Annotated in this window: 18 protein-coding genes; 7 read left to right on the top strand and 11 right to left on the bottom strand. The window is 43.0% G+C overall.

From position 1 onward, the window contains the following. Positions 1-108: 108 nt before the first annotated feature. The 5 genes from rpmA to AC07M6_RS00655 all read right to left on the bottom strand — a co-directional run bounded on the left by rpmA (position 109) and on the right by AC07M6_RS00655 (position 3,789). On the bottom strand, positions 109-561 hold the full coding sequence (rpmA, locus tag AC07M6_RS00675) for a 50S ribosomal protein L27 (protein WP_494886718.1): 453 nt from the start codon (positions 559-561) through the stop codon (positions 109-111). 54 nt (positions 562-615) lie between these two features. Continuing rightward, entirely contained in the window at positions 616-924 is a 309-nt protein-coding gene (rplU, locus tag AC07M6_RS00670) for a 50S ribosomal protein L21 (RefSeq protein WP_494886717.1), read from the bottom strand. A gap of 154 nt (positions 925-1,078) precedes the next feature. Continuing rightward, positions 1,079-1,591, bottom strand: coding sequence for a hypothetical protein (locus tag AC07M6_RS00665; RefSeq protein WP_494886715.1), 513 nt, complete (start codon positions 1,589-1,591; stop codon positions 1,079-1,081). Between the two features lie 156 nt (positions 1,592-1,747). Further along, positions 1,748-3,145, bottom strand: a complete 1,398-nt coding sequence (locus AC07M6_RS00660; protein ID WP_494886713.1) for a dicarboxylate/amino acid:cation symporter — start codon at positions 3,143-3,145, stop codon at positions 1,748-1,750. A gap of 317 nt (positions 3,146-3,462) precedes the next feature. Further along, positions 3,463-3,789, bottom strand: a complete 327-nt coding sequence (locus AC07M6_RS00655) for a YbjQ family protein (RefSeq protein WP_494886711.1) — start codon at positions 3,787-3,789, stop codon at positions 3,463-3,465. Positions 3,790-3,872: 83 nt separating this feature from the next. Here AC07M6_RS00655 and AC07M6_RS00650 point away from each other — a divergent pair, with 83 nt between their 5' ends. The 5 genes from AC07M6_RS00650 to AC07M6_RS00630 all read left to right on the top strand — a co-directional run bounded on the left by AC07M6_RS00650 (position 3,873) and on the right by AC07M6_RS00630 (position 7,391). Beyond that, on the top strand, positions 3,873-4,400 hold the full coding sequence (locus tag AC07M6_RS00650; RefSeq protein WP_494886710.1) for a hypothetical protein: 528 nt from the start codon (positions 3,873-3,875) through the stop codon (positions 4,398-4,400). A 316-nt stretch (positions 4,401-4,716) separates the two neighbouring features. Beyond that, a complete protein-coding gene (locus tag AC07M6_RS00645; protein ID WP_494886709.1) occupies positions 4,717-5,475 on the top strand; it encodes a hypothetical protein in 759 nt (252 codons plus the stop codon). 322 nt (positions 5,476-5,797) lie between these two features. Beyond that, the gene (locus tag AC07M6_RS00640; RefSeq protein WP_494886708.1) at positions 5,798-6,295 is read left to right on the top strand and encodes an RNA polymerase sigma factor; all 498 of its coding nucleotides are present in this window, start codon (positions 5,798-5,800) and stop codon (positions 6,293-6,295) included. After that, positions 6,282-6,872 (top strand): hypothetical protein, encoded by a 591-nt coding sequence (locus AC07M6_RS00635; protein ID WP_494886706.1) that lies wholly within the window; start codon positions 6,282-6,284, stop codon positions 6,870-6,872. Before AC07M6_RS00640 ends, AC07M6_RS00635 begins: the two co-directional genes overlap by 14 nt. After that, positions 6,873-7,391: a GNAT family N-acetyltransferase gene (locus tag AC07M6_RS00630; RefSeq protein ID WP_494886705.1), complete on the top strand. Its 519-nt coding sequence runs from the start codon at positions 6,873-6,875 to the stop codon at positions 7,389-7,391. It abuts the gene before it with no gap. An 83-nt stretch (positions 7,392-7,474) separates the two neighbouring features. Here AC07M6_RS00630 and AC07M6_RS00625 read toward each other — a convergent pair whose 3' ends face one another. From AC07M6_RS00625 to AC07M6_RS00600, 6 genes are all read right to left on the bottom strand, one after another. Beyond that, complete coding sequence (locus AC07M6_RS00625; protein ID WP_494886704.1) at positions 7,475-9,352, bottom strand: CocE/NonD family hydrolase; 1,878 nt, start codon at positions 9,350-9,352, stop codon at positions 7,475-7,477. Between the two features lie 160 nt (positions 9,353-9,512). Further along, positions 9,513-10,703: a phosphoglycerate kinase gene (locus tag AC07M6_RS00620; protein WP_494886702.1), complete on the bottom strand. Its 1,191-nt coding sequence runs from the start codon at positions 10,701-10,703 to the stop codon at positions 9,513-9,515. A gap of 104 nt (positions 10,704-10,807) precedes the next feature. Then, positions 10,808-11,242, bottom strand: a complete 435-nt coding sequence (locus AC07M6_RS00615; RefSeq protein WP_494886700.1) for a GNAT family N-acetyltransferase — start codon at positions 11,240-11,242, stop codon at positions 10,808-10,810. Further along, entirely contained in the window at positions 11,239-12,234 is a 996-nt protein-coding gene (gap, locus tag AC07M6_RS00610; RefSeq protein WP_494886699.1) for a type I glyceraldehyde-3-phosphate dehydrogenase, read from the bottom strand. The genes AC07M6_RS00615 and gap overlap by 4 nt, the downstream gene beginning before the upstream one ends. Before the next feature lie 85 nt (positions 12,235-12,319). Then, positions 12,320-13,429, bottom strand: coding sequence for an MraY family glycosyltransferase (locus tag AC07M6_RS00605; protein WP_494886697.1), 1,110 nt, complete (start codon positions 13,427-13,429; stop codon positions 12,320-12,322). Between the two features lie 60 nt (positions 13,430-13,489). Further along, on the bottom strand, positions 13,490-14,239 hold the full coding sequence (locus AC07M6_RS00600; RefSeq protein WP_494886695.1) for a glycosyltransferase family 2 protein: 750 nt from the start codon (positions 14,237-14,239) through the stop codon (positions 13,490-13,492). An 87-nt stretch (positions 14,240-14,326) separates the two neighbouring features. Between AC07M6_RS00600 and AC07M6_RS00595 the strand changes: the two genes are divergently transcribed. Together AC07M6_RS00595 and AC07M6_RS00590 are read left to right on the top strand one after the other, a co-directional pair. Beyond that, the gene (locus tag AC07M6_RS00595) at positions 14,327-15,073 is read left to right on the top strand and encodes a polysaccharide biosynthesis/export family protein (RefSeq protein ID WP_494886694.1); all 747 of its coding nucleotides are present in this window, start codon (positions 14,327-14,329) and stop codon (positions 15,071-15,073) included. After that, the gene (locus AC07M6_RS00590; RefSeq protein ID WP_494886693.1) at positions 15,074-17,497 is read left to right on the top strand and encodes a GumC family protein; all 2,424 of its coding nucleotides are present in this window, start codon (positions 15,074-15,076) and stop codon (positions 17,495-17,497) included. Positions 17,498-17,501: the final 4 nt, after the last annotated feature.

The raw sequence follows: 17,501 nt of genomic DNA, 5'->3' as shown, positions 1-17,501 counted from the left end.
TCCCTACACCCTCCCGTCGGGAAGGAATCGCACAGGCTATGCTTTTTAGAATCACAAAAAAAGCCCCGAATAAATTCGAGGCTTTTCAATATTTGTAACAAAAACTAATTACTCAGCAGGTGCTGCTTCTTCAGTTTCGGTTGCTGGTTTTGCTTTTGGCTCTGCTTTAGCTTTAGGAGCTTTTTTTGCAGGGGCTTCTTCGGCTACCGGTGCTTCTTCAGCAACTACTGCTTTAGGCTCTGGCTTAGCTTTAACTTCTTCTTTAACTTTAGGTGCAGGTGCTGCAACTTCGGCTACTTCAGCAGTTTCGAAAGGTAATACCGATACATAAGAACGGTTATCAGCTTTCTTTTTAAATGTAACTACACCTTCTGTTAATGCAAACAGGGTATGGTCTTTACCGATACCTACGTTAAGGCCCGGGTTGTGTTTGGTACCACGCTGACGAACGATGATGTTACCGGCAATTGCAGGCTGACCACCGAAGATCTTAATACCTAAACGTTTACTATGTGACTCGCGACCGTTCCGTGAACTACCGGCCCCTTTTTTGTGTGCCATTATTTATGTCTTTATGACCCTGTTGTTAAACAAGATCGAGTTTAACCTTAGGAATTATAATGTGATACCAGTGATCGCTATTTTAGTGAACTGCTGGCGGTGACCATTTTTCTTTTTGTAACCTTTTCTTCTTTTCTTTTTGAAGATAATTACTTTATCACCTTTTAAATGAGACAAGATCGTAGCTGATACTTTAGCGCCTTTCAAATCAGAACCTAATTTGAATTTACCTTCGTTTTCTGCTAATAACACACTGTCAAATTCAATATTAGCGCCTTCATCACCTTGTAATCTGTGTACAAAGATGTGCTGGTCTTTAGCAACTTTAAATTGCTGTCCGGCTATACTTACTATTGCGTACATTGTTAATTAGTTATTTGTTTTTTAAAATTCGAGGTGCAAATATAGGGTTTAGTTTTTTGAAAAGCAAATATTTTTAAGTCGTAAATCTTTAGTCATTAGTCCTGAGTCGGTTCACCTGACTTTAGGCTTAAATCTTTGAACTTCAGACTTAAAACTACCGTTTCAACTTATCCTGCGTATCATCAATTACATGCTGAATTTCTTTGATCAGCCTTACATTGGCATCTATCAGTTTAGGGTTACCCCCAAAGTTGCGGTCAAATACTACCCGTTTGGTTTTTCGCTTATAGCTAAACTCAATGATGTAACGTAGTTCTTTTGGCCCGCTCGCCTTCGCGGTATCATTATTAATAGTCTCGTTTGACGGGAAATCCCAAAAACCCAGGTCGGCCGCTTTACGGTGCAGGTATAACAGGTCGTTCTGACTTAAAGGCAGGTGTGTTTTTATCAGCGAATCGTTCTTATTCAGGAATTGGTAATTGCCCGTTTTAGAGTTATACCGGTTCAGCAGGCTATCGCCGGTGCCATACACAAAAGTAATATGGTCAAACTCCGAGAATTTATACGGCGCGTTCTTGATCATCACCCCATAGTAATATCCCGAATATAACAGAAACGGTACAGTAATACAGGTAATAAGAAATATTTTTTTGTTACGATTGTCCATAGTTATGAGTCCGGAAGTCGGAAAGACCGAAAGTCCGGAAGATTTTTAAGGCACAAAGATAGGAGAAAGTCTGCAAGACGGAAAGTCCGAAACGCTGAAAGAAAAAACAGGTTAATGCTCTATCTTTCTGACTTCCCGACTTTACGGACTTCCGGACTATATATCCATCTCCGATTCCTTCTCCGGCCCCAGTTCGCCTTCCCACTTGCTTACAACGGCTGTCGCCATGGCATTACCCAATACGTTGGTAGCCGAGCGGCCCATATCCAGCAGCGGATCGATACCGATCAGCAGGCCTAAACCAGCTTCGGGAATACCGAACATGGCAATGGTGCCTGCAATAACCACCAGCGACGCGCGCGGAACACCGGCTATACCCTTGCTGGTCAGCATTAGTACCAATAACATAGAGATCTGCTGCGCGATAGATAAATGCACGCCATACGATTGCGCCAGGAAAATGGATGCGAAGGTCATATACATCATTGATCCATCCAGGTTAAAGGAGTAACCCAGGGGCAGCACAAAGCTTACAATCTTATTATTACAGCCAAACTTCTCCAGTTCTATTAATACACGCGGATAGGCCGCCTCGCTGGTTGAGGTACTAAAGGCTACCAGCATGGCATCCTTAATATTGCCAACCAGCCTAAATGCACGGCCCTTTAACACCATAAATCCGGCAAATACAATCACCAACCAAAGCAGTATCAGCGAAAAATAGAACTCGCCTATAAATATAGCATAGGTGCTCAGGATACCTAAACCCTGCTTGGCTACCACGGCTGTAATAGCGCCAAACACGGCTATGGGCGCCAGCTTCATTACATAACCGGTAATTTTTAATATTACGTGGGCTATAGCATCCATGGCTTTTACCACAATTTCGCCTTGCTTGCCAATGGCAGCCGTAGCTACGCCGAAGAACATGGAGAAGATAACGATCTGCAGGATCTCGTTATTAGCCATCGATTCGGTAAAGCTGCGGGGAACTACGTGGGTAATAAAGTCTTTTAACGATAAGGCCGTTTTCTTGATCTCGGTACCTAAATGACTATCAGGTAATGGAATATGCATAGTGATACCCGGTTTAAACAGGTTCACCAGTATCATGCCTAATAACAGCGATACCAATGTAGCGCTTAAAAACCACAACAGGGTTTTACCACCAATACGGCCTACGGCTTTAATATCGCCAACTTTGGCAACGCCCACCACCAGGGTAGTAAACACCAGCGGCGCGACGATCATTTTAATCAGCCGCAAAAATATATCACTCAGGATGGTAAAGCCTTGCAGCTTGTCCTCGCGGATACCATCATTCTCCTTCCGCACCTTTATTTCGGCGCCGCGCTGGGTTTTAAGGGCTTTAAAATCGGCAACGGTGGTGTCTTTTAACAGCACCAGTTTGGTATCAATGGCTTTAATATTAGCATCGGCGGTGCTGATCTTTTTGTTGTATTGATCAATCACTTTCAGGTTATACAGGTAGCCTGTTACAACGCCAACAATTAATGCTATAAAAATGTAAAGAGTGAGTTTGTTTTTTATCATCCCGGTGGTTTAATGGTGGCTAAAATACAAAATTGCGAGATGATTTTATTATTGTGGCAATTTAACCACAAAGTACACAAAGAAGAAATCACAAAGGTCACAAAGCCTTTCCCGTAAAAAAAAGACTTAGTGACCTTTGTGTTAAACTACCTGATATTCTTTGTGACCTTTGTGGTTAAATTCTCAAACTTCAATTTAACCACAAAGTGCACAAAGGAGGAAACACAAAGGCCACTAAGCTTTTGTTGCTAATAACGCCTTTGTGATCTTTGTGTTAAAGTATATGTTATTTCTTTGTGGACTTTGTGGTTAAATTCTCACCCCTCTGTTTTTACAACTTTTACTGCTGTACCATAGGCCAGTACTTCGGTGATGCCCTGCATTACTTCGTTGGCATCATAGCGCATGCTGATAATGGCGTTTGCGCCTACTTGCTGGGCATGCAGCATCAACAATTCGTAAGCTTCCTGGCGGGCTTGCTCGCACAGGTCGGTATAAACGCTGTTGCGGCCGCCTACCAGGCTTTGCAAACCACCTAAAATATTGCCGCCTACTCCGCGCGAGCGTACCGTAATGCCGCGTATAATACCTAAGTGTTCGGTTACCTTGTAACCTTCTAAGTGAGTGCTGGTTGTTACTATCATGGTGTTGAGGTTTTATTTATTTCAAACATAGTTCATCGTACTGATATTTATATAGCGTGTTAATTTATTAATTTGCTGAACTTATGGCGATAGAAGCATACGGCTTACAGGATATAAAAAAGGAATTGCAGCATTTAAGCGGCCCGCAACTGGCCGAGCTGGTGCTGCGGCTGGCGCGCCATAAAAAGGAAAACAAAGAGCTACTGGCCTACCTGCTGTTTGTATCTGCCGACGAGACGGCTTTTATAGAGCAATCTAAATACGAGGTAAGCCTGATGTTTTACATGATGCCCTCGCAAGCTTTTAACGCGGTAAAGGTGCTGCGTAAGATATTGCGGCTGATCACCAAATTATCCCGTTTCTCGGGATCAAAAAATGTAGAGATTAGTTTGCTCATCGGCTTTTGCCATAATTACCTGGAGTATGTTGACCGCAAGGTAAACTACAAACCCATGCGCACGGTATTTATCCGCCAGATAGAAAAGGTGGCCAAACTGATAGGCAAACTGCACGAAGATTTGCAGTTTGATTATGTGAATGATTATAACCAAATGCTCGACGCCGCCGACACCAAATTAGCCTGGTTCAATAAGCTGGAATTTGAGATTTAGTCCTGGTTCAGACCAGTATATTACCTCTGGCCCGGGGGTGTTTTTATTTTAATAATCTAACTATCAAATAATTGTATCTAAAATAAGCTTGTTTATGTTACCTTGCGCAAGTTTTTAAATCAATTATAAGGTAACACCTTGCTAAACTTACACCCATCCAAGATGTAGGAAACATCGTTTTTTGCTGCGTGGCCTGTATAGGTAACCTAAATTCTTTTTTGCAGGCACGTATATAATCAGTAATTTGTAGGGATTTACGTCCACTACAATCACTTATAAACAATTTAACCTATAATAAACCATGTTACGACCCGAAATGAACGGATTGATCATCCTAATATTTAACAGCAATAATAACGGAAATGATATGTACCTCGTAGACGAAGGCAAGGCCCGTCATATCACGATTAGAGATACGATTGGCGCTATGTTCAACTCAAATGCACGTCTCTTTGATTTCACGTTCAATCATGCCGATATGATCGATATTGGAGCCAGTATGGATAATGGGAGCTTGTTCACGTATGACGATAAATACTACATATGGGATGAGCACAAATATCGTCATATTATCGATCCGGCCACCATGAATCGCTATAACTTCAATTGGGATGCGGATAGGGGTATCCTGAACCCGCTGGACTACCCGGAACTTTTAGGGAACCCTATTCAATGGATTCCCAAGTTTAATGGGAACCGGGTTAAAACTCACAATGCCCCCGCTGCATATCTTATAGACAAAGGCAAGAAACGTCATATAGTCGATCCCGATACTTTTTACAGCCTTTTTGGACACAACGACGAGGTGCAACTTGTTGAGAGCCTGGATGACATTCCGTTGGGGCCGGACCTAAGCAACCGCACAACACGGCTGGTAACAGCTAATGACCAACCGGGTGGCGCCCATGTTTATCTACTGGATCAGGGATTAAAACGGATAATCAAAGGAACCTATGCCATGGATTTTATCGGTTACGGGTTCTGGGCTGGCCAGGTGACCAATATGGCCTGGTCTACACTTTTGGAATGTCCGGACGGTTCCCCCATTGTGTGGCCAGAGCCGAGTTATTCCTAATATTTTATTACATAATAACAGGCCGCACCATGCGCTGAATTCAAAACTCCAGTGAATTGACCGGAGCATGTATTAAACTGAAAATTTTACTTTTAGTTAGCCCGGAAAGCAGGGAAGCTACACTTGCTTATCAGCCGGGTGTATCGGCAATGCCCAATAAGGTATATTTTGCTTGCTCACCGGCTGATAATTCGCTTTGCATTTGAGAACCCCAAATGAATGAAGATCATTTGCAAATCAGCATATCTGCCATGAACAGTAATTCAAAAAAAATTGTAACATTTGCCCCCGGTAACAATCCAACAAATAAATTAACAGCATAGTGGCCAATAAAGAAGTAGCCTTCAGGAATATATTTGAAGCTAACTCCAAAAAGATCTATCATTTGTGCTATGGTTATACCGGCGATAACGATGCCGCTAACGACCTGCTACAGGAGACTTTTTTAAAGGTTTGGCAAAACCTGGATAAATTCCGCAATCAGGCCATGATCAGTACCTGGATCTACCGCATTGCTGTTAATACCTGCTTAACCTATTTACGATCTGAAAAACGCCAGGCGAAGGACGAACTAACGGAAACGATAGCGGAAACGCGCGCAGAGGAATTTTCGGAAAAAAATGAACAGGTGGCATTGTTGTATAAGTGCATATCAAAATTAGAGGAAACAGAACGTATTATTATTACAATGGTGCTGGATGAATTGCCGTACCCCGAAATTGCCGAGATATCAGGGATATCGGAAGGTAACTTGCGGGTGAAGATTCATCGTATTAAACAGAAGTTAACAGAATTATATAACCACCATGAAAGACTTTGATCATTTAATGTCGGTGTGGCAGGAGCAGCCTGTTCACGACAAGCTTTCAGTGGATGAGGTACTGAAGCAGGTAAAAAAAGATTTAAGGGGCATGGCCAATAAGCTGCGCTGGAGTATTATTGCCATGATAGCAGCTTTGGTTAATACCTTCGCTATTATGTTTTTCCTTGTATTTAATTCGTGGGTTACTTATGCCGGCATCCTGATTATGATGATTTGCATGCTGCTTTATTGTAGTCTGATCATCAGGCATTACCGCATACTTAACAAACATGATGCTACGCTTAACCCAACCGACTACCTGATGAGCCTGCACCAATACCAGAAAGAGCGGGCTAAAACAACAGGCTGGTTCTACTATATTTATGTAATGCTGATTAGCTTAGGGTTACTGTTGTATTTTTTTGAAGTGCTGGCTACTTTCTCGTTACCAGGTAAAGTAATGGTTTACTCTACCATAGCTGCCTGGTTTATATTTTGTACGTTCTATTTAAAACGCCGCATCCTTAAAAACGAGCAGGAAAAGCTGAATGTAATGATCGATAGGCTGGAACGCCTGAAACTGCAATTTGAATAAATGGCTGCCCTTATTATCCGTAAGGTAAGTGCTGATGAATTAGGCACCTTACTACAGTTTAGTAAACAAACCTTTTTTGATGCCTTCTATCACCTCAACAACCCTGCTGATATGGAGGCTTACGCCGATAAGTTTTTTAACTTATCCCAAATCAAAAAGGAATTTGACCATCCCCAATCCTATTTTTATTTCGCGATGCTTGGCGATGAACTTGCCGGCTATATTAAACTGAACACCGGCGCGGCACAATCTGATTTGCAGGATGATACCGCTTTAGAAGTGGAGCGCATTTATGTAAGCGCCGCCCATCAGGGCAAGCAAATTGGCAAGCAATTGCTGGATTTTGCTGTGCAAACCGCTGTCGAAAAACATTTGCAATACCTTTGGCTGGGTGTATTTGAGCAAAATCACCGTGCCATTAAATTCTATCAGCAAAATGGGTTTGAGCAATTTAGCAGTCATACTTTTATGCTGGGGAACGATTTGCAGCGCGATGTGCTGATGAAACGAAGCCTATAATTTGTCCTGCTGATTTATCCCCCCCCGGCGGGGCCTGATAAATCAACAGGACAAGAATAGCTTATATCCACCCACTCCTTTCATCAATTATCCGTCATTACCCTTACCTTTAAAAAGCTGGGGTGTAATTTGCTGGTATACACTTTTTGCGTGGCTTTCCGGAAGTCGCTCTCCTTCGCCTTCATAATATCTACAAAGGTTTGCGGGTTACGGTCTATCAGCGGGAACATGCTGCTTTGTACCTGCACCATAATACGGTGCCCTTTTTTAAAGGTGTGTAACACATCCTGCAATTCCCAGTTAACCGGGGTTACCTTGCCGGGGATAAATGGCACTGGCTTATCAAAAGCGTTACGGTATTTACCGCGGATAGGTTCGCTGCGTACCATTTGCTGGTAACCGGCCATGTTTACGCCTTTCCTGGTATATTTATTATTGGCAGCGGTATCCGGATACACATCCAGCACTTTTACAATAAAATCGGCATCGGTACCTGTGGTAGCCACTTTCAGGTTGGCCCAAATGTTACCTGCTATGGTGATATCCTTGTCCAGCACATCACTGGTATAGCTTAATATATCCTTGCGGCCGGCCAAAAAACGCTGGTCGCCGGTCATGTAATCACGGTCCATATCCATGCTTTTGCCGGGAGTGAACGGCACCGGGTTAGCCGGGTCGGATACATACTCGTCATAACTGTCCTTAGCCGCGGTTGGCGCCGTGAATGATAACTTTCCGCCGGGCAGCAGGTAAAGGTTTTTTTCGGCAGCATCAACTGGCGGCCATTGTTTATAGGTTTTCCATTTGTTTACGCCGGTTTCAAACGCGTTTATCGGTGCAAGGTCGCCAAGTTCGGTACCTTTCAGATAGTGGCTAAAAAACTTAAACTCTACATTTTCCCGGTACCACGGACCGGTTGGCCCGCCAAAGTAAACATCTCCCAGCGATTCTCCGTCGCCGCGCGCCCAGCCGCCATGCACCCAGGGCCCCATAGTGAAATAAATGGGCGATTTGGGATTGTTTTTAGCCAGGGTTTTATAGGTATTAATAGCGCCGTACAGATCTTCGGCATCGTACCAGCCTCCGGTAACCAGTACGGCAGCCTTAATATCGTGCAGATGGGTTAGTACGTTGCGGTCTTTCCAATGCTGGTCATAATCCGGGTGGTCCATCATTTCATTCCACAGGCGGATGGTATCTTTATAATACTTATCGTTGGTATTCTTCATCGAACCCATTTTCATAAAAAAGTCGTAGCCATCGTCGGTACCGGGGTTAAAACGGCCTCCTCTGCGCTGGGTTGGCTTATCATCCTGGCGGTTGGTAAAGCCGGGATAAAAACCAAAGTTGGCTACTAAAAAGAAAGCCCCGTTGTGCCAGCCGTCATCACGCCACAGATCGGCAATGGGCGCTTGCGGCGATGCAGCCACTAAAGCCGGGTGACGGCTCAGCAAAGCGGTAGTAGTATAAAAACCCGGATAAGATATGCCCCACACCCCTACTTTGCCATTGTTGCTCGGCACATTTTTCAGCAGCCAATCAATGGTATCGTAAGTATCGGTGCCTTCATCCACATCCTTATTGGTTTTATGGTTTTCCAGTTCGGGTGTCATCTCCTCATAGATTCCCTCGCTCATATAGCGGCCACGCACATCCTGGTATACAAAAATGTAGCCATCGTGCAAAAACCGGGACGAAGGGCCCAAACTACCCTTATATAAATCGGGCCCGTACGGCGCTACACTATAGCAGGTACGATCCATCATAAAAGGATACTTTTTAGTTTGATCTTTAGGCACATATACCGATGTGAACAGCTTTTTACCATCGCGCATAGGGATTTGGTACTCAAACTTGGTATAGTTGGCTTTTACATAGGCGGCATCTTCGCCACCACCGCCCCGCTGGGCAAAGGCGTTTAGACTGGTGAGGGAAATAATGAGGATAAGGAATTTCTTCATGCGGATTTTGATTAATGCTTAAAAATACAGAAATAAACAAAAAAGCCCCGATAAATCGGGGCCTGAACAAAGATTTTACGCACCCCCTCTAAATCTCCCCCGAAGGGTGAGACTTTCAGAAGCATTAAAGCCCTCCCCCTCGGGGAGGGTTGGGAAGGATTTACTCATTTATCGCTTTCACGCCAGGCAACTCCTTACCTTCCATATACTCCAGCAGGGCGCCGCCGCCGGTTGATACGTAGCTTACATCGTCAGTCATCCCAAACTTAGCTACCGCAGCTGCCGAATCGCCACCACCTATTAGGGAAAACGCGCCGTTATCGGTAGCCTTTGCAACAGCATCGGCAACTGCTTTAGTACCCACCAGGAATTTCTCCATTTCAAAAACGCCCATAGGGCCGTTCCATAAAATAGTTTTCGATCCTTCTATAACTTCGCTAAATATCTTAACGGTTTCGGGGCCAATATCCAGTCCCATCCAGCCATCCTGTATCTCGCCTGTTTTGGCAAGGCCGGTATTGGCATCGTTAGAGAAAGCATCGGCAACAACGTTATCTACCGGCAGTAACAGCTTTACACCTTTCTCTTTGGCTTTTTGTACCAGGCTCAGCGCCAGGTCCAGCTTATCGGCTTCTACTAACGAGTTGCCAATATTACCGCCATCAGCCTTGGCAAAAGTATAGGCCATACCGCCACCTATGATCAGGTTATCTACCTTATCCAATAGTTTTTCAATCAGTTCTATTTTATCCGAAACTTTAGAACCGCCCATTATCGCAGTAAATGGCTTGGGGGCATCGTTCAGGATCTTTTCGGCATTGGTTAATTCGGCTGCCATCAGGTAACCGAAGTATTTGGCATCGGGGAAAAACTGCGCGATGATAGCGGTTGATGCATGGGCGCGGTGCGCGGTACCAAAGGCATCGTTCACATAAATGTCTCCTAATTTGGATAACTTTTCGGCAAAGTCCTTATCGCCTTTTTCCTCTTGCTTGTAAAAGCGCAGGTTTTCTAACAACAGCACTTCGCCGGGGGCTAAGGCTTTTGCTTTTTCAACCGCATCTGCACCAATACAATCATCGGCAAACTCTACCTGCTGACCTAAAAGGTCTGACAAATGCGGCACTACGTGTTTTAGAGAGTATTTATCGGTGGGGCCATCTTTTGGGCGCCCAAGGTGCGACATCAGGATAACGGCGCCACCATCACGCAGAATTTTCTGGATGGTTGGTAATGCGGCCGTCATGCGGTTATCGTCGGTTATATTGAAATCTTCATCCAGAGGAACATTAAAGTCGACCCTGATGAGTGCTTTTTTCCCCGAAAAACTTATTTGATCTACTGTTTTCATACGATAGTTAAATGGTCAGAAATATAAATTGCGGCCAAAATCAGAAAAATAATCTTAATTCAGGAACGCAAAATTGTTAAAGGTGTTTGATTAGGCTAAAAACTTCAAGATATCTTAACATACATTACGTAATGCGGACCAATGTTGGGCACTTCAAATTCGTCCGAAATAATCTCGAAACCCAGGTTTTTATAAAACATGGCAGCCTTTTTACGGGCATTACACCAAACATAATTTACTTTTTGGCCACGCAGGTAAACAATAGCAAAGTTAACCAGCTGATTGCCCAGGCCCTGGCTGCGGTATTTTAGCGTAGTAGCCATGCCGCGCAACTGATAAGCCTTGCCCGGATAGTTTTTATAGGTTTGCAGATGGAAGGAGGCGATACAAGCCAGTTCGCCTTTTACGTAATAGCCCAAATGGAACGCACCTTCATTTTTATCGCCGGGAAAACGGCATTCATCCAATTTTAGCCGGCCTTCGCGCAATACTTCGTTACGAATGGGTAACAGTTCCTCTACTTCTATAAATCGGATCATTTTAAATCTTTAATTTCTTCCACCAAATCGGCCAGGCGGTTAGCGTAACCTACTTCGTTATCATACCAGCCAACCACTTTTACCAGCCCGCCTACAACCGAAGTAAGTAATGCATCAAAAATACAGCTATGCGGATTATCCAATATATCGGTAGATACGATAGGGTCTTCGGTATACTCTAAAATATTTTTCATGGGGCCATTTGCAGCAGCTTTAAAGGCGGCATTTATTTCGGCCACTGTGGGCATGGTTTTAAGGCTGCAGGTAAAATCTGTCAGCGAACCGTTTAATACCGGCACGCGGATACCCGCCCCTCCCAACTTGCCATCCAAATGCGGGAATATAGAGGTAATAGCCTTAGCCGCACCTGTTGTAGTTGGGATAATTGACCCTGATGCCGCGCGTGCCCTGCGCAGGTCTTTATGCGGGGCATCATGCAGGTTTTGATCGCCGGTCATAGAGTGCACCGTGGTAATATAACCATCTACAATACCCCAGTTTGCATCCAATACCTTGATCATAGCCGCCACGTTGTTGGTGGTGCACGACGCGTTTGAAATAATAGGCGCCCGCAGGTGCGCTTCGTCATCATTTACACCTAATACGGTGGTTGGGATATCCCGATCTGGCGATGGCGCCGAAATGATCACTTGCCTGGCGCCGGCGGTTAAATGCTGGGTTGCGCCCGCGCGGGTGGTATATTTACCGGTAGATTCTATCACCAGGTCGATATCCAACTCCTTCCATGGCAGTTGCGATGGGTCTTTTACAGATAAGGTTTTTATAGCTATGCCGTTTACCAGCAGGCGACCATCGCCGGCGCTTACCGTACCTTTAAAGCCGCGGTGAACCGAATCGTACTTAAACAAATGGGCCATGGTTGGGGTATCGGCCAAATCATTAATGGCTACTACCTGAATACCCGGCTTTAACAGGATATTCCTTAAAAATATACGCCCTATACGTCCAAATCCATTAATTGCTATTCGCATTCATTGATCATTTAAGCGTGCAAATCTAGTTAAAAATAAGAAAGCGGCTAATTCAATGCGCCTATGAGGAAATTAAAGATGACGCTTAAACAAAGAAGTAGCGCAGCGAAATCTGCTCGCGCTCCTTACATCTTACACAAAAGGTGATAAGCCAGTTAAATAATAAGGAAGCTACGCCAATAACCACGATCATTACGGTACTGCCAAAACCACTGAATAATAAAGCTAACGCGATGCTGATAATATTAACGCCGGCCAATATTAACGTAGTTTGCATATGGTTAAACCCTAAACGTAATATGCGGTGATGAACATGGTTCCTATCGGCATGAAAAGGCGACTTTTTATTAAGGATACGGATAGCAAATATCCTGAAAGTATCAAATATGGGCCCGATCAGGATGGCTATAGCCAACGCCGGTACCGAATAGATGTGCGGCAAGTTGGCATTATAACGTGAGGGGCTGTTTACTTCTATAAATTCTATAGCCATCACTATCGATACCAAACCAATAAGCAGCGACCCGGTATCGCCCATAAATATTTTTGCAGGTGTAAGGTTGTAGCGCAAAAACCCTAACAACGCCCCTACCATGGCCAGGCAAACGCTGGCCAGCTCATATTGGTGGATATAAATAAACAGGGTAGCGAAAGCGCTGTTTACAATAACTCCGGTTGTGCCCGCCAGGCCATCAATACCATCAATTAAATTAAAGGCATTGATGATCATCATAATAGTTAGTATCGTAAAAATGGCACTGGCTATATAGGGGAGTGTATAAACACCTAATACACCATACATGCTGGTTAAACGTATATTACCCGGTACTACTAAAACAGCGCTTACCACAAATTGTATAAAAAACTTGGTGCTTGGGTTAACGCCCGACAGATCGTCCTTTACCCCCATTGCAAACAGGATAACGCACGCGGTAAGCAGGTAATTAAGGGGCAATTCCTTACCTGTTACGCAAAAAAGTAATAATGTGATAATAAAACTGACAAAAATAGCCACGCCACCCAGGCGCGGGATGCCGTGATCGTGCTGTTTCCTGAAATGCCCCAGGTCATCATACAGATGACGGGTACGGGCCACATGCAGGATAGATGGTATAGCCTGCAAAGTAATCAGGATTGATAATACTAATATCAGTGTGTAATAAACAAACTGATGATTATGTAAGAATTCCGACATTAATCAATATATATATAAATGTTAGGGACAGATATATGGCCCCAAAGTTAGCAAATATAATTACCTGATATACTGAATAATTTTACGAAACGGTTTCCATATTATAGCAAAACAGGGAAACAATAACCCATTATTAACCATGGCTTTATAATCGTTTTGCCATGCTTTGATCCTATTACTTATGTTTTTATTACTCACCCCGCCAATAAGCATTTTTACCAGTACTTTGTTAATATAAAATACTTTTGCTTTATGCGTATGTATAAAGCGCAGCATCAGTTCGTAATCGGTAGCGCTGCCATATTGCAGGCGGTACATTCCCCACTGCTCAAAAAGCACCCGCCTGGCATAGAAAGAGGGGTGAGGAGGCATCCAGCCCCAGTTAAATTTGCCCTGTTTGTAGGCTCCCGAGTGCCATTTCCGGATGATTTTGCCCTGTTTATTTATATAATTAATATCGCCATAAATAATATCGGTATCTGCCGGGCCGAATGCCTGGTTTATCGCATTCAGCACATGACCATCAGCAAAACAATCATCGGCATTCAATATACCTATCACATCGCCGGTTGCTAATTTAATACCTTTATTCATAGCATCATATATACCTGTATCTGGCTCGGAAACAATTTGATGGATATATTTTTTATATTTATTAATAATGGCAAGGGTTGTATCTGATGATCCGCCGTCGATAATAATATACTCTAAATTAGAGTACGATTGCTCAATAACAGAACTAATACAGTTTTCAATAGTATCGGCAGCATTAAAAGTTACAGTTATTAATGATATTTTTACGGTGTTCACTGCTGCAAAATATACTTATTTATACAAAAATATGCTATTTTTGAAATTCTTTGTTTAATTAGTTAAACAATTGTACCAATTAATACTATGCGTTTTAAACACCTGTATTTTACAGCACTAATTTGTTTATTATTATATTCCTGCTCATATAAACAGCAACACGCGCTTTTTGAGCAAAAATCGCCCGAACAAGCAGCCAGTAGCACGCAACAAGCCCCCCCATCGGTATATCGTATTAAAACAGATGATATTTTGCAGATCAGGAACCTGCAAAACTATAAAGCATTTGCTAACGAAGGCGGGGCAGAACCGGCACCGCAAACATTTCAGGTTGAAGAAGATGGCAGGGTTACGCTTCCAATTATCGGGCATGTACCTGTAGCCGGCTTAACCCGTTATGAAGCGGCTAATAAAATAGAAGGCCTGTATCGCGATTCTCTTTTAAAGAACCCGATTATCGAACTAAAAATATTAAACCTGAAAGTAACCGTTTTGGGCGAGATAAAAAGTCAGGGTAATTTTAATTTGGTTAAAGAAAAAACCACTTTGATAGATGTTATTGGCCAGGCCGGCGGCTTAAGTACTGCTGCCGATGAAAAAAATATAAAAATAATACGCAGCGATAAAGATGGCCCCAAAACGATATGGGTTGACTTAAGTAATATTAATATATTAAACGACCCAAAGATTATTTTGCAGGATAACGATATTGTATACATTGCGCAAAACAAACGTGCCGTACGTGATGATAAACTGCAAAACTTCACCACACTTATACAGCCGTCGGTGCTTATTTTTAACACAGCGTTAATTATTTACTCGCTTTTCAGGTAGATGCAGCAGGAGACAGATAAGTTCCAGAAAAAATTACCTAATCAGGAAATTGATTACTTTAAAATAGGTAAGATCCTGTTAAGCCGCTGGTATTGGGTGGCCGGCATGGTTTTAATATGCATGGGTTACGCCAAATTTTATTTGTGGGTAACCCCAAAAACGTATCAAACAAGCGCTACCTTAAAATTTGAAGAAAAGAAATCGGAATTAGCCGACCTGGGGGCAGGCGGTATAATTGCTAACGACAGGAACAGGATACAAAGCGAACAGTACGTAATACAAAGCAGCCAGTTACTGCTTAGGGCCATCAGAAAAATTGATTACCGGATCAGCTTCTACCTGTCGGGCAGGGTGCGCACTACCGAAACTTATCCACAAAAGCCATTGGATATCCAATTTATCAGCCTGGATAGCACCAACTTTTTTCGCGATCAGCTAACATTTAAAGCAGTAAATAAAAACACGTTTAATTTATCTTATAAGGAGGGGAATAAAACCATTCAAAAAAATTACGTGTATAATAACCCGGTAACTATCGGCCCCACAACTTTTACGATTAAGTACCCCGGCGAATTAAGTAGCAATACCATTTATATATTCAATTTCAACTCGCCCGAGAATTTTTTGGGCAGGGTGAAAGGAGGCCTGCATACCGGCGAGATCATGAAAAATTCAAACATTATTTCATTATCGCAAACAGACCTTAACCCCGTATTTGCCGCCGATATACTAAATAAGATAATGGACGAATACCTGTTGTATGACAGGGAACAAAAAACCAAATCGGCGTTGCAGATCATTAAGTTTATTGATAAACAACTCGATTTTCTTTCAGATTCGGTAAAAAGTTCGGAAAGATCCTTACAGCAATACAAGCAGAAGAACAAAATAATAAATGTAAGCACGGCATCGGATGCTGTGATGTCCAAATCAAAAGAGATCGAATCGCAACGGTCTTTACTCAAGATACAGCTGATGGCCATTGACCAGCTGAAGGAAAAACTGATCAGGGAAAAGGATAATATCAATATCAATTTTGATCTCTCGGGCTCGCTCGACCCCCTGTTGAACGGTATCATCGCATCATTTAACAACGCATTGACCGAAAGAAACACGCTGCTTAAAATCTATAACAACAACTCAAAACCCATAAGGGACATTAACGCCCAGATTATCCAAATTAAAAGCGCGGCGCTTGCCAATGTTAATTCGACAAGGGAAACCATTCAAAAAAACCTGGCCTATTTGGATGCCCAATCAAACACGGTTAATCAGCAAATAGCTGTTTTACCTGTTGCAGAGCGCGATATGATCAGCCTGCAGCGCGATTTTGAGATCAATGAAAAAGTATACGCCTTTTTATCTGAAAAGAAAATTGATGCCCAGATCAGTAGTTCGGCAATTTTGCCCGGCGCTTCAATTGTCGACCGTGCACAGCCTAATTTTGGCCCAATTGGCCCCAACGAACAGGAAATAAACCGAAATGCCTTGATTATTGGTTTAGTATCGGGCTTAGCTATCATTATATTAATACGCATGCTTAACCCTTATATTTATGATAAGGAAACCGTTGAAAGCCTTACCACTATCCCGATAATCGGTGTTATCCGTAAATTTCCGGCATCACTTGATGAAAACAATTCGGAATTGCTGGCATTAAGTAAACCACGATCTATTTTTGCCGAATCGGTACGGTCGGTACGTACTAACTTAAATTTCCTGGCATCAGAAAAAGAAAGCAAGGTTATTTGTATCACATCTGAAGTTGCCGGCGAAGGAAAATCATTTGTGGCGGTAAACCTATCCAGTACATTGGCCTTAATTAATAAAAAGGTAGTACTTATAGGCGCCGACCTGCGCCGTTCGCGCATACATAAAACGTTTGGCATACCTAACGATATCGGCTTAAGTAATTACCTGGCTAACCAGGCGGCAAGTACCGATATTATCCATCATTCGGAGGTAGAGAACCTGGATTTTATTATTTCGGGCCCGGTGCCCCCCAACCCTTCCGAACTGCTGCACTCGCATAAGATGAATGAGCTGATAGCCGAATTAAAAACTAAATATGATATCATCGTAATTGATACCGCTCCTATTGGCCTGGTATCAGATTCTATTCCGCTTATCCGGGTAAGTGATATCAATGTTTTTGTTATACGATCGGGCAAATCAAAATATTACGCGGCAACCGTACCACAGCGCATCGCGCAGGAATACCATTTAGATAATACCGTAATTGTACTGAATGCTTTTGAAGAAGACCTGCTGCATTCGCGTTACTACACCACCAGGTTTACCGGCGAAGGTTATGGTACCCGGTATTATTACTACTCTGATTATTCGGGCTATACCGGTTCGGGGTATTATGTAGATGACGAGGAGAAGAAGTGGTGGAATATTAAACGCTGGTTTAAACTATAATAAA

This window comes from Mucilaginibacter sp. GW821-FHT07H05, from assembly GCF_059418485.1.
Note: the sequence above shows the minus strand (reverse complement) of the source record. Positions and strands in the feature narration are given on the sequence as shown.

What these genes read in the sequence shown, in the direction of transcription:
- AC07M6_RS00620 (WP_494886702.1), bottom strand. Translation starts at nt 10,703, where the DNA reads ATGAAAACAGTAGATCAAATAAGTTTTTCGGGGAAAAAAGCACTCATC.
- AC07M6_RS00660 (WP_494886713.1), bottom strand. Translation starts at nt 3,145, where the DNA reads ATGATAAAAAACAAACTCACTCTTTACATTTTTATAGCATTAATTGTT.
- AC07M6_RS00590 (WP_494886693.1), top strand. Translation starts at nt 15,074, where the DNA reads ATGCAGCAGGAGACAGATAAGTTCCAGAAAAAATTACCTAATCAGGAA.
- AC07M6_RS00625 (WP_494886704.1), bottom strand. Translation starts at nt 9,352, where the DNA reads ATGAAGAAATTCCTTATCCTCATTATTTCCCTCACCAGTCTAAACGCC.
- AC07M6_RS00635 (WP_494886706.1), top strand. Translation starts at nt 6,282, where the DNA reads ATGAAAGACTTTGATCATTTAATGTCGGTGTGGCAGGAGCAGCCTGTT.
- AC07M6_RS00665 (WP_494886715.1), bottom strand. Translation starts at nt 1,591, where the DNA reads ATGGACAATCGTAACAAAAAAATATTTCTTATTACCTGTATTACTGTA.
- AC07M6_RS00595 (WP_494886694.1), top strand. Translation starts at nt 14,327, where the DNA reads ATGCGTTTTAAACACCTGTATTTTACAGCACTAATTTGTTTATTATTA.
- AC07M6_RS00645 (WP_494886709.1), top strand. Translation starts at nt 4,717, where the DNA reads ATGAACGGATTGATCATCCTAATATTTAACAGCAATAATAACGGAAAT.
- AC07M6_RS00605 (WP_494886697.1), bottom strand. Translation starts at nt 13,429, where the DNA reads ATGTCGGAATTCTTACATAATCATCAGTTTGTTTATTACACACTGATA.
- AC07M6_RS00615 (WP_494886700.1), bottom strand. Translation starts at nt 11,242, where the DNA reads ATGATCCGATTTATAGAAGTAGAGGAACTGTTACCCATTCGTAACGAA.
- gap (WP_494886699.1), bottom strand. Translation starts at nt 12,234, where the DNA reads ATGCGAATAGCAATTAATGGATTTGGACGTATAGGGCGTATATTTTTA.
- AC07M6_RS00630 (WP_494886705.1), top strand. Translation starts at nt 6,873, where the DNA reads ATGGCTGCCCTTATTATCCGTAAGGTAAGTGCTGATGAATTAGGCACC.
- rplU (WP_494886717.1), bottom strand. Translation starts at nt 924, where the DNA reads ATGTACGCAATAGTAAGTATAGCCGGACAGCAATTTAAAGTTGCTAAA.
- rpmA (WP_494886718.1), bottom strand. Translation starts at nt 561, where the DNA reads ATGGCACACAAAAAAGGGGCCGGTAGTTCACGGAACGGTCGCGAGTCA.
- AC07M6_RS00655 (WP_494886711.1), bottom strand. Translation starts at nt 3,789, where the DNA reads ATGATAGTAACAACCAGCACTCACTTAGAAGGTTACAAGGTAACCGAA.
- AC07M6_RS00650 (WP_494886710.1), top strand. Translation starts at nt 3,873, where the DNA reads ATGGCGATAGAAGCATACGGCTTACAGGATATAAAAAAGGAATTGCAG.